Genomic DNA, 12,811 nt, shown 5'->3' with positions numbered 1-12,811 from the left:
TATGCCTTGAGACGCCTTCTTTTCCTGAAAGCTCATGCCGATGTAATCGATCCCCATCTCGGAAGGCATAGTTTGTCTGAACACCTCTTCAAGGGCATCCATGGCCTGACCAGAGCTAAATCCCGGCTTGGCCATCACGTTTATCTGTGCGGCCCGGTACAGATTGTACCGCATGGTAAATTCAGGTCCGGGACGGGATTCGACGGTCGTCAAAGCGGATAGCGGCACGGGGTCGCCTCTATCGTTATTTACATAGAATTGACCGATATTCTCCACCTTGGTACGGTACTCTCCCTCAGCCTGCACGTAGACCTGCCACTGTCTGCCGAAGCGGTTAAAGTAGTTGACAAAATAGCCCCCCATGAAAGCCTGAAGCGTCTGGTAGACCTGGGCCAGGTCAACACCCTGCTTGAGCACCCTGTCTCGGTCCACGTTCACGAAAATCTGTGGAACCGAGGGCAGGAAGGTAGTGGTCACGCGGGCGAGTTCAGGCCTCTTTCTCGCCGCGTCGATGAATTTGTTGACGTTTTCTGAGAGAAAACTTAAGTCCCTGCCGCCCCTGTCCTCGAGCACGAGGGTGGCTCCGCCGGCGAGTCCCACACCCGGGATGGCAGGAGGCGGAAAGGCGAAGGCCACCGCCCCGGGCAATTTCGACAGCTCGCGGTTGAGATGCGCCATGATCGCCTGGTATTGTTCCTCAGGCTTGGTCCGGTTCTTCCAGTCTTTGAGCGTGACGAAAAGGAAACCGCTGTATGTATTCTGCGCAACGGTCATCAAGCTGTTGCCGACTATAGTCTGATAGTGTTCAACCCCCGGGGCGTTCTTGATGATCTCTTCGACCTGTCGACAGACCTGGTCTGTGCGCTGTAGCGATGCCGCATTAGGGAGTGCCACGTTCACGTACAGATAGCCCTGGTCTTCCTCGGGGAGAAACCCTCTCGGGAGTCCGTGACCCAAAAGGCCGGCAACGAGCGCGATTGCCGCAAGAAATGAAAGACCCATAACGCTCTTACGGATGAGCAATGCACAGATATCCACGTAGCCTTTCGAGGCCTGACCGAAGAGGCGATTGAACGATCTGAAAAACGAGGTCAAAAAACCCGGGTGTTGCTTTTCCGGCTTAAGAAGGAGGGCGCAGAGTGCGGGGCTTAATGTCAAAGCGTTGAACGCTGAAATAAGGACCGAGATGGCGATGGTGATAGCGAACTGCTGGTAAAGCCTGCCTGTGATACCCGGTATAAATACCGTAGGAATGAAGACTGCTGCCAGGATGAGCGCGATGGCCATGACCGGTCCAGCCACCTCTTCCATGGCCTTAAGCGACGCATCCTTTGGCGACAGGCCCTCTTCGATATGTCGTTCAACAGCTTCCACCACGATGATAGCGTCATCTACCACGAGTCCGATGGCGAGGACGAGACCGAAGAGCGACAGGGTGTTGATCGAAAAGCCGAGTATGGGAAAGACGGCAAAGGTACCGATCAGAGAGACGGGAACGGCGAGAATGGGAATGAGGGTCGACCTCCACCCCTGAAGGAAGATAAATACCACGAGGACGACAAGGAGGAGCGCCTCTAAAAGCGTCTTGACAATCTCATTGATGCCCTGGTTGATTGAACGTGTCGTATCAAGAGCGACTTCATAATTGAGATCCGTGGGAAACCGGCTTCTTGCCCGTTCCATGACCTTTTTCGTCTCTTTTACTATTGAAAGCGCATTCGAGCCGGGCAATTGGTACACGGCCATAATCCCGGCTGCCTCCCCGTCGAGACGCCCCATGACGTTGTAGTTCTGCGACCCCAATTCAATTCTTGCCACGTCTTTGAGATGTATAATCGAACCGTCAGCGTTTGCACGGACAACAATGGAACCAAAGTCCTCCGCAGTGACGAGGCGGCCCTGCGTTCGGACCGTATAGGTAAACTCCTGTCCGGCAGGCACAGGCTCGCTGCCTATTTGACCGGCGGGGTTGACGGTGTTCTGTTTCTGAATGGCGTTGATAATGTCCGGAACGGTGATACCGAGCTTGCCTAACGTGTCGGGCTTCACCCATATGCGGATTGCATATCGGCCCGCGCCGAAGATGTTCACGTTGGCGACCCCGGGCACCCGAAGCAACTGGTCCACAAGGTTTATGTTGGCATAGTTAGCGAGAAAACGGCCGTCGTATGTCTTTTTCGGCGAGTAAAGGGCAACGAGCATAAGGGGCGATGCCCTCGATTTCTGAATCGACACACCGTAGTTACGGACGTCAACGGGGAGCTGTGATTGGATCTGGTTCTGACGCATCTGGGTGAAGAGGAGATCCGTATTAGGATCGGTCTTCACGTCGAAGTTGACGAACATGCGCATGGAACCGTTGCTGGCATTCACCGAGTACAGGTAATTCATGTTGTCGACCCCGCTTACCTGTTCCTCAATAGGGGTGGCAACAGACTGCTCGACAGTTTCAGCGTCGGCCCCGTTATACGTAGCGTTGACCTGAATCTCCGGTGGGACTATCTCGGGGAACTGAGCCACGGGCAATTCCATGAGTGCGACAGCCCCTAAGACGACGAATATGATCGAGATGACCATTGCGACAATAGGACGGTTTATAAAGAATCTTGACATGGTGTCTGTTTCCTATTGAACTTTTCTGGTCGGGACAGACGCCGGGGTAAGCGATTTTGCCGTACTGCCGGAAGTTACGCCGGGCTTGGTTTCCGGATTTCCGGTTGGAGCCGATCCGAAGGGCTTGACCACGACCTGAGCGCCGGATGCGATCTTCTGGATTCCTTCCGCCACCACCCTCTCATCAGCTTTGAGGCCATCATCAATGACCCACAGGTTGTCGATACGTTCCGCCGCCTTAACCGGTCGAATATCGACCCTGTTATCGGCGCCCACAACGGCCACCTGATATCCGCCCTGCAACTCCGTAACTGCTCTTTGCGGCACGAGAAGGGCATTCTTCTTGATCATAGTCTGTGCCTTGACCCTCGCGAACTGTCCGGGACGAAGCACGTTACCGGGGTTAGGAAAGAGGGCAGCAACTTTGATCGTACCGGTCTTCACATCGACCTGGCGATCGGCGAAAGCAAAAAAACCTTTATGGGGATGGACCGTGCCATCGGCGAGAACAAGATCAAGCGACATTTGACTTAACCCTCCGCGGCCATGTTCGACAATTCTCAAATACTCCTGCTCACTCAAAGAAACATAGACCTTGATGGGGTTCACTGCTGAAACAGTGGTGAGTTCATCTATAGATCCGGGACCCACGAGGTTACCGAGTTGCGCCTTGGCGATGCCTGCAATGCCTGAGATAGGGGCGGCGATCCTGGTAAAACCGAGGTCCACCTGAGCCTTATCCACCATAGCCTGGGCTGCGACGACAGCAGCGTTGTTCACGCGCTCAGCGCCAACGGCATCATCGAAGTCCTTCATGCTCACCGCATGCAACTCTACGAGGGGTCTTATGCGTTCAAGATTGGCCTTTGAGGTTTCCCATCGAGCCCGTGCTTCCGTGAGCTGTCCTTTTGCCTGTTCCAGGGCCGCTCGAAAAGTCCGTTGATCGATCTCGAAGAGGGTCTGCCCCTCCTTCACGAAGTCACCTTCACGGTAGTCCTGTTTGATGAGATAACCCTGCACTTGCGCACGAATCGTCGCATTCACGGAACCATCAATGGAGGCCGTCCACTCAGAATAGAGCGGCACATCTTTCTTGATCACGTTCACCACTTCTACGGTAGGCGGAAGGAGTGAGGCTTCAGACTTCTGGTTGTTTTTGCATCCTGCTATAGAGAGTGCAATCACGAGGATGACGGGGATGATTACACAGGGAGGGCCGATCAAAGCATTTGTTCTTGTCATGAAAAAACCTCTATACATTTTTTACCACAAATGGAGCCTTTGTTACAAATGGGTGCAAGTATACATGAAGGGTTTGGACGAGATTAAGAGCGGCACTCATCTATATCATGGGGCTACTCTCACGTGGCGAAAACAAGGACTGGCTTCGATATCGTCCGCGCGAGAATATTAACCCATCGTATTTGTTGCATCTTCGTCTGTTTTGCATTAATCTAATGCCGTGGATAGTCAAGAAAATCTCTGGCATTCTACCGCTCTTGAGATAAATCTCGAAAGAACCAAGGCCGTCGTAGAAATTCCCGACAAGTATACGGTACTCCTCCACGTGGCGAGCGACCATTACGGGGTGCTGAAACGAACCGAGAGTCTGCTCACGGAGCTCAATCATCCCTACGTCAACTGGGAGTATGTGCTATCCCAGTTAAAGAGCATCTCCATAGGAGATTTCTACGACTTCAACGCGCACGAACAGGGCGCAGCGGCGTTTAAGATTTTCTCTGAAATGTATGTGAACGTGATCTTAGCCGCCTCGGATGAAGGTCTTAAAGATAGCGCAATTCGATACCTGTTCGAGTATCTGAATGCGGTTATTTCAAAGAGCGGCTCTTATCTCAAGAGAAACATGGAGATGTTTCCGTCCCTTTTCAGCTCGATCCTCGAGATGTGTGCGGGAGGGAGTCTGCTTTTCAAGAAGGCCTCAAGCTATGCGAAAACCACCATAAAACTCATGGAAGAAAACGATGGTTCTCAGGATTTCACAACATTTGGTGAAATCGTGTACAACGCCTTCAGATCGACCTATATGTTCTGGCTTACCCAGCCCGATCCCGCACGGTGGCTTTTTTCAGAGGAAGAAGCGCTCAATGCCCTTGACGCTTACGATGAGCTTATCCGGCCGCTAAGCCACAGTCAACTGAACGATTTGCTCGTCAAGGTCGAGGATTTCCACAGCACGTCCCGGTACACTACGGAGGATCTGAAATGTTATCTTGACATGCCCGACTATCTCCAGATAGCGAACGGTTATCTTCTGATCGCCGATGAGCTTGAACGTTCGAGCGTTTTCGAGGGCAGGCACTACCTCGTCAAGCTTGATTTTCTTTTCAATATTATGAATGTCCCGGGGCTCTCGGATATCCACAACGCGGGCTTGATCGAGATCAACAGGTGCCTCGGGAAGGTGTTCAAGGAGGAGGGCCATTACAACGCGGGCGATTTCATCCGAAGAATATTCCATGCCCTGAAGAGGACCGTTTCCCAGAATCAATACCAGGGTCCCCTCATAGATTGCATAACAACGCTGGCCAAGGCGGTCTTCGAACAGAACAACCATCCTCTTGTCGATGTCCTGATCGAAGAGCTCGTTGCCTTTGGCTTCCAACATCCTGATGTGAAGGGGTCCACGAACGATTGGCAGATACAGGCAAACCCTGCGCACATCAAAAATATCCGGGCATGGCTCGAAATCATTTCGTTGAAACCGAGGTGGACGAAGAGGCTCTTATCGGCCCTCATAATCAATCTCAGGCTGAAAGGCGTGTTCGTCCGTGATACGGATCTGCTTCAAAGAGACATCTCTCAGTTTCTCAATTCAGATATTCTTCCGGCTTACAATCTGGTGAAGCAGCTCTTGAGGATCTTCCCTGTCTACTTCACCGAAATTGGGGCTGAAGGCGAGCTAAGAGAGATTTCAACTGCCGTGGATGAGCTCACCGGGAGAAATGACAAACTCATTTATTTCCTGAGGAAACAGTCACATGTAGAGAGTAACAGTCTGCTCATACCGTTCATCGAAGATATCTTCAGATTCTGGAATTCCGGGGACAGGGAATATGTGAGAAAACATCTGCCGGCCGAAGTCTACGAAGAGGTAAGGGATTCAGGAGAGTACTTTGACGGACTTCACGCCGTGTTCGTGAGGTTCTTTCACAAAGCAGAAGGCAATGTCCGGAACTTTCTTGAGTGGGACAATGCGCGCGTATCCAAAGAGATACGGGGTATCAAGGGGCTCTCCGACAGGGAGAAGGAGAGGACCCAGCTCATGATCAGGTTCTATCAGCTTATCTATAAGAAGTATTTTCATGAGCATATCGATCTTCTTAAGGACCTTGAGATATCGTGTCTTCTGGAGTTGCCAAAGATTCGTTCGCTGAAACGGGCGCTCGAAAGAAAGGACAACTTCAAGAGCCTCTCCATCGTCCTTGACATGATATCGGCCTTGAAGGACAAAGTCCTTTCCCCTCACAAGACAGACTGTTTCGAGAATATCTATTATAAGCGACACATCGCGGCCGGTATACCTTCGATGTACGGTACGTATCGTGAAGAGAAGTTTGAGGCCATGGGTCTTATGCTCCGGCTTGAGAATCTCGCAACAACACTCTTTGAAAAACTTATTGAAGTGTTGAATCTCAAATTCGTTACAAAGAGCACGCTCATGACTATCCATGAGTACCTCTGGCTCTACGTAAAAGCCCTTGATCTGGAAGGCATCGCCACGGAGGGTCTTGTGGCCAAGATGAGGTACATCACGAGCGCCCTGCAGGTGAGACAATTTTCCATTGATCAATACATCGATATTTTTCAGTTTATCGCAAAGGGCATCCAGGACATCACTAGGGATTATTACATCGACGTTCATCGTCCCAACCTGTCAGTCATTATTGACCGGATTGTCCGTGAAGACGATAGGGCGAACGAACAGGCGAGCGTGGACAAGAATCAGGAAAAGCTTTATCAACACTCGGAGAATTTCATTCGCTCGGTAATCGCGAGCGCTTTCGGGCTCCAGGTGCTCGACAATTTCGTCAACGCGATCATCAGGACGTTGAGCGCCGAGCTCGAAAAATTCAAGGACAATAAGCAGATACTCAATCTTGTCATGGCCTACATCCCGGAGCTCACCATTTCGCCCCTCTATAAACGTAATAAGGATATCGATAATCAGATACTCATAGGGAATAAGGGCTATTTCTTAAAAGAACTCACCTCGTTCGGTTTTCCTGTGCCACCGGGATTTATCATTACCACCGAGGTCTTCAGGGGATATGAAGCCGTGGTTGCATACAAATACATTTTTAAAGATCTGAGCAAACGGATATACAAGGAGATCGTTGAGCTCGAACGTATTACCGGAAAGAAGTTCGGAAACCCGAGAAATCCGCTCCTTCTTTCAGTGAGAAGCGGGGCCACTATCTCCCTGCCCGGAATGATGCACTCCTTTCTTAATGTGGGCATCAATGACAGAATCGCAGAGGGACTCTCCAAGGTGAAAGACTACGAGTGGGCGTCCTGGGATTCATACCGGCGGTTCTTGCAGACCTGGGGTATGTTTCATGGCCTGGAGAGAAACATCTTTGATGAGATCATGACCAACTACAAACAACGCTACGGGATCGAAAAAAAGATTCAGTTCAATCCGGAGCAGATGAAGCAAATTGCCCTTGCGTATAAAAAGGCCATGGAAGAGAAGGGCGTGGAAGTTATAGACGACCCCTCGGAACAGTTGCAGCATGCCATACTGCAGGTATTCGCTTCCTGGTATTCGGAGCAGGCAAGGATTTACCGTCACCAGATGCGACTTTCCGACGAATGGGGCACTGCAGTGATCGTACAGGCCATGGTATTCGGCAATCTGAACGAGGACTCGGGCTCGGGAGTCATATTCACCCGCGATCCCAGAGGATCATCTCAGAACGTGGCAATTCACGGAGACTTTATCTTCGGTGTTCAGGGCGATGACATCGTATCCGGCCTTGTGGAAACGTTTCCCATCTCAGAGAAGCAGAGGATATCGGAGAAAAGGGAATCGGCCATATCTCTGGAAACAAGGTTTCCCGAGATATACGGTGAGCTGGTGAGAACCGCCGAAGCGCTTATCTACGAAAAAGGTTTTAATCATCAGGAAATAGAATTTACTTTTGAAAATATCTCCGGCGGGGGGCTTTACATACTGCAGACGCGCGACATGGTTCAAAGGGATACAGGCAAAATACGTACATTCAAAGATTCAAAAGAGCTTGGAAGCGCCATTCTTGGAATCGGCATAGGGGTGAGCGGAGGGGCGCTTTCCGGACGCGCCGTTTATTCTGAGGCGGACATCGAACATTACAGAGCCAAAGAGCCTCACGAAGCCCTCATACTGATTCGGCCTGATACAGTTCCTGATGATGTGGGCGTGATCTTAAAGGTCGAAGGACTTCTCACCGCACGGGGCGGCGGCACCTCTCACGCAGCCGTCACCATTCCTCAGCTCAACAAAGTCGGCGTCGTGGGTTTTAACAAGCTTCACGTATTTGAGACCGAAGGATACAGCATGGTTGACGGCCACCTCATACGGGGCGGAGACTTCATCAGCATAGACGGCTGGAGCGGTGCCGTCTATGCCGGTAAGCATGAAGTGGAAAAGGAAGAATCCTACAAAATTACGATTTGATCTAAGGCCCAAATCAATCCTGTCTTGAGCCGTTATCCTGCATCCTAGCGAAACAGACTCTTATGGATATAGACCGTCAAATCGGCCATCCTGTTTGTGTAGCTGCCGTACTCGTTATCATACCAGCCGAATACTTTCGCATGCGTAACAGGAATCTTTATCCTGGCCTTGGACACTGTCTTGACAAGTTCATCGGGAAGTCCGGGCACCTGTGATAGATCGACCTCGATAAATGCGGTCCGCGTGTGGTTGAACTGGCCCTCGATAATGATTGCCGCATTCTGGCCGATGAGGTCCGTGGATACGTTCTGTTCGAGGGTAAAGACAACAAGATGCTCGGGATCTTTCTCATATGTCTTCTGGTATATGTCGTTCAGCATCTTTGTGGTAAGAGACGCCTTGGTGCCGTCGTCCTTCATGAGCGACTGGAACGTGACGTTCAGTACGATCAGGGATTCCGTATTCGTGGGCACCCGTATCGAATCCGCCATGAAACCGATATTCTTCACTTCCGGGATAACCTGGCTTAAGGCTTCAGCTGCATTCGTGGACGTAAGAATGATATTGTTGAGTATGCTCCGGCCCTTGCGCAAATCCTTTTCTCCTGCCTTGGGCATGCTGTCGAGAACGCTTTGTGAATTCGTGACCGCGTGGACTGTGGACATGGACGCGGTGAGGATCTTGCTCGTTTCCTCATGTTCGAGAAGCGGCTTTACCATGTGGGCGAGGCCGGTGGTCGTACAGGATGCCGCCGAAACGATCTGATGTTTTTTGTAATTGAAGGCCGTATGGTTTATGCCGTAAATCAGGGTGGTCGCCTCATCGGGCGCGGACAGGGCCTTGTTCTTGAGTTTAAATGGGGATGAGTTGACTACAACCCTGGCGCCTCCTGCGAGGTGCCCTTTGATGGAGCCGTTTTTATCGTCTGTGGCAACAGTGGGATCGCGAAATTTGCCCGTACACTCGGCCACCACGTCTACGCCATAATTTCTCCAGCCGATGTCCATGGGGTTACGCGCCTCGCGCAGTACGGTTACGGGAATACCGTCGATCATGAGCTTGCCTTTCTTTTCATCGACGACCTGGACTATTCTCTGAGCGTTGATGCCATAGAGAAACCGGTGAATCGTGCCGTATGTGGCGTCTTTCTCTATAAGCTGCGCTATTGAAGAAAGCCCGGTGCCGGACTCTCTCCCGATGTTGACAATGATTTCCCGGAAGTATTTTCTTCCGATATGATGCCACAGTGTAAGTTTTCCGATTCTACCAAGACTGTTGATACCAAGGATGGGTTGCTTGTTTTCAAAGACCTCAATTCTGCTCATGCCGCTACCTCCTCTGTTTTGTCAAGTGTCTGTGAGTCTCTGGTCGGTTTATCTATCCCTGACACTTTTCTTGTGATTGTTCTCTTCGGTGACTGCAAATTGTACATCCTCATGGTACATCAAGGGTTGTTAGGGCGGATTAAATAGGCTGTCATCACTATCGTATGTGACACAAGAAACCCTTCAAACGACCGTAAACTTATATCAAAAAATACCCGTAAAGTCAATGAACGTAAGGCTTTCGAACGATCTTTGCCCGCTTCCGACCATGATCTAAACCTACGTTTTACTTGAAATGGCACCGATAAATTATTATAATCAAAAACCTTGCCCCCGTAGCTCAGGTGGATAGAGCAATGGATTCCTAATCCATGTGCCGCATGTTCGAGTCATGCCGGGGGCATTGAAATCACTAATGTTTGTCATTTGCTATTTCCTCCTGTTGCGACTTTTTGTTGCGACCCCGAAACTGGAGAGAAGCTCGTTTTCCAGTTCGTTGGTAACGTTTGCCGGAACCGTGGTGAGTGATTCCGTGTAAATTTGAGTTGTCGTCAGTCTCTTGTGCCCAAGCATGAGCTGCACCTCTTTGATCGGTACGCTTTTCTGCGCCATAACAACCGTGGAGAAATGACGCAGACAGTGGTACGTGAAGGGTCTGACGCCGGCCTCGGCACACTTGTTGCGTAGAAACTTGGACCGATAATTGTAGCGGATCGGCGAACCGCGATGCGTCTGGAAAAAGACGTACTCGGACCCGGCCTTCTTAGCCTCGCCGATCCTGTGTTCCATGATCTCTGCGAGAAAACCACGCATCGGGATGTTTCGGTAAGTGGTTTGGCTGTTCGCCGCTTTCTTCGTCGATATTGTCAGATAGCCGAGGTGTGGCTTTACGTCCTCGACCTTGAGCTTGTTGATCTCTCCGCAGCGCGCCGCGGTGAGCGCAAGCGTCCAGAGGTAGTCTTTCTGCTCGTCGGTGCACCTGGAGAGAACGACGGCAACGTCTTCTTTGGGTGGGACGTATTTCGGCTCCCGGATTTCCGGGTATTTGCCGATCTCGAGCACGGGATTGGAAGGCCTGTATCTCTTGTCATGGTTGAACAGAGCAAGAATATACGCGCGGTATTTATTCGCCCGTTGCGGGGAAACCTGCGCGGCGATCCTGTCCAGAAACGTCTTGACATCTTTGGGCGTGACTGTCTTTTTCAAGGCCCATAGCTCCTCTTCGATAAGCAATTTCACCATGGCCAAGTTATCGGACAAGTATGAGGGACCCCTTTTCGATCCGAGCTCGTCCAAGCGACTTTTGCAAAGATTGATGAAGTCCATGCGGATCGCTCCGGTCCGGGCGAGATCCACGTGCTTCTCCGCCTGCGCTGCCCTTGCCTCTTGCTGACTTTCGTATCCCCGATCGCTCATCACGTACCGGCCCTGAAATCTGAACCGGAAGTACCACTTCCTGCCGCGCTTCCACGTTGACATGGACAACCTCCGTTAGTCTGGATTCTGGAAACCTGATAAGATTACCGATTTTCACCGCGCCAAGTTCGTCTTTGTGCTCGTACACAAACCTCGCGCTACATTGGAGAAGTTCGGCGACTTCGTCAGCTTTGTACAATTTTTCCATGATCCAGTGTCCTTGTCAATGAATCCATACGTCTCGCATACCATGACAGCGGGGCGAGCTTCACCGTGGGCTCTTCAGGCGAGATCCGCCGACATCCTCGCCTGCGAGTTGGAACTATCGTCTGTCCGACTGTTCTTTTCCTTTCCATGAACTTAAACATTACAAGGATAAAAATAGCAGAACAAACGAAAACATGTCAAGCTGTAACTTATTGATATTATAGTGCTTTTAGCTAAATAGCTAAGCTATTTGGCAACATAATTTGTTTCGGAAGATGTTAATTTTATAGGTGGTTTGCTAGAAAAAGGTCCGTATGTTATTCCAGGTAAAGCCTGCTTTGTACTGTCTTCTTAACTCTCTTCCCTTTCGAATAAGCTCTCGGAGTCCGCTTTCCTGATCTCCGTAAGCGTTTAATAATGGGGCGCCGTAAATATAATTGTTCTTGTTTCTGTTGATATAATCATCAATATACTTTGCTATCCTGGAAGGCTTGTAAGATGGGAACCGGCCTTGAATGATCTTTCTCATCTCGATGAATAATTCATGCTTTTTGTCGGTCGATTTCTTCCTGCCGGTGAGCCCCTTCAGTGCCCTGTCATGACGAACCGCTTTTTCTTTCTGGAGGTGTTCATCCATGGAATCCTTTGTCTGTCTCAATTCCGATGAAAGAGCCGAGGAAACCTGTTTATGCTCCTCGGCGAGCGCAAGAGATCTCTGCTTTTCTGCTTCTTTCTCGGCTATGTTAACTAAAGCTGTGGTGACAGACGTATCATCTAAAATACTTTTCTTCGTTTCGGGCGAACCGAGTAATAATACTTCACGCAAGGTATACCAGGCTTTGCAGATAGCCAGTACACTGATAATAAACGTATCCGGGACATCGATCGCGTTCACGTTGCCATCCTCATCAGTACAGCGTGCCCAGCGTCTCGTTTGCTCGATCGCTCTCTCATACACTGACGCCAGGTTGCTATTTTCGCAGTAACCGTAAAACGTTATAATAGGATCATCTTTTGCCCACCACAGGGAACGTTTTTGGATAGCGAGGAAATCATTAAAGATCGATCGTGCTGACAGCAAGTCCTTCCGGCTGGTTCCCACGTATTGCGGGGGAGGATATTGACGCAGTTTTCGTAATTCCGTTAATTGCTGGTTGTATTCCTTCAATCTCTCGCACTCAAGATTGTCACACGTTTCTAATTGTCGACGACAAGTGAAGCATGGGTACTCCGGCACATGTATTTCTTTGTAGTGGGGAGATGTGTCGTTCGGTAGCCCGGTTGGGCAGGAATACCCTTCACGATCCAAGAGTGTTCGTGCCTGTCGAATCGCCGCGCAACACCGATAGACTGTAGAACGCTTGGTACCTACCTCGGACCATGGGATTTCACCATAGAGTGGACACCATGGATTTTCGAAAATGAAATCACTTATGATGTGCTTTCTTTTAGACATGACCATGACCTGCCCCCATTCATTGTACCACTCCCAGAGTTAGTCTTTCCACAGAATATCCGTCTTTGGGCATCACCGCCTCAGGCGCTGGGGGCTTGTACCCCAGAGAGCTGTGGG

The 12,811-nt window shown here is 50.4% G+C and carries 6 protein-coding genes and 1 tRNA gene; 2 read left to right on the top strand and 5 right to left on the bottom strand.

Annotation, left to right across the window (positions count from 1 at the left end):
- On the bottom strand, nt 1–2,613 hold a 2,613-nt coding region (locus VMT62_04470; GenBank protein HVN95661.1), incomplete at its 3' end, for an efflux RND transporter permease subunit.
- Between the two features lie 12 nt (nt 2,614–2,625).
- A complete protein-coding gene (locus VMT62_04465) occupies nt 2,626–3,855 on the bottom strand; it encodes an efflux RND transporter periplasmic adaptor subunit (protein HVN95660.1) in 1,230 nt (409 codons plus the stop codon).
- Between the two features lie 220 nt (nt 3,856–4,075).
- Here VMT62_04465 and VMT62_04460 point away from each other — a divergent pair, with 220 nt between their 5' ends.
- On the top strand, nt 4,076–8,290 hold the full coding sequence (locus VMT62_04460; protein HVN95659.1) for a PEP/pyruvate-binding domain-containing protein: 4,215 nt from the start codon (nt 4,076–4,078) through the stop codon (nt 8,288–8,290).
- Between the two features lie 44 nt (nt 8,291–8,334).
- Here VMT62_04460 and VMT62_04455 read toward each other — a convergent pair whose 3' ends face one another.
- A complete protein-coding gene (locus VMT62_04455; GenBank protein ID HVN95658.1) occupies nt 8,335–9,615 on the bottom strand; it encodes a glyceraldehyde 3-phosphate dehydrogenase NAD-binding domain-containing protein in 1,281 nt (426 codons plus the stop codon).
- A gap of 329 nt (nt 9,616–9,944) precedes the next feature.
- Here VMT62_04455 and VMT62_04450 point away from each other — a divergent pair.
- Nucleotides 9,945–10,018: transfer RNA gene (locus tag VMT62_04450), tRNA-Arg, on the top strand.
- Between the two features lie 26 nt (nt 10,019–10,044).
- On the opposite strand, the gene VMT62_04445 is transcribed toward VMT62_04450, so the two are convergent.
- On the bottom strand, nt 10,045–11,094 hold the full coding sequence (locus VMT62_04445) for a site-specific integrase (protein HVN95657.1): 1,050 nt from the start codon (nt 11,092–11,094) through the stop codon (nt 10,045–10,047).
- Between the two features lie 442 nt (nt 11,095–11,536).
- The gene (locus VMT62_04440) at nt 11,537–12,406 is read right to left on the bottom strand and encodes a hypothetical protein (GenBank protein HVN95656.1); all 870 of its coding nucleotides are present in this window, start codon (nt 12,404–12,406) and stop codon (nt 11,537–11,539) included.
- Nucleotides 12,407–12,811: the final 405 nt, after the last annotated feature.

The organism is Syntrophorhabdaceae bacterium (assembly GCA_035541755.1).
Lineage (GTDB): Bacteria > Desulfobacterota > Syntrophorhabdia > Syntrophorhabdales > Syntrophorhabdaceae > PNOF01.
The sequence above is the reverse complement of the archived record's forward strand: the minus strand, read 5'-3'. Positions and strand labels throughout refer to the sequence as shown.

Bases quoted from the DNA above. Each gene is read 5' to 3' on its own strand.
- VMT62_04445 (HVN95657.1), bottom strand. From the start codon at position 11,094: ATGTCAACGTGGAAGCGCGGCAGGAAGTGGTACTTCCGGTTCAGATTT.
- VMT62_04455 (HVN95658.1), bottom strand. From the start codon at position 9,615: ATGAGCAGAATTGAGGTCTTTGAAAACAAGCAACCCATCCTTGGTATC.
- VMT62_04465 (HVN95660.1), bottom strand. From the start codon at position 3,855: ATGACAAGAACAAATGCTTTGATCGGCCCTCCCTGTGTAATCATCCCC.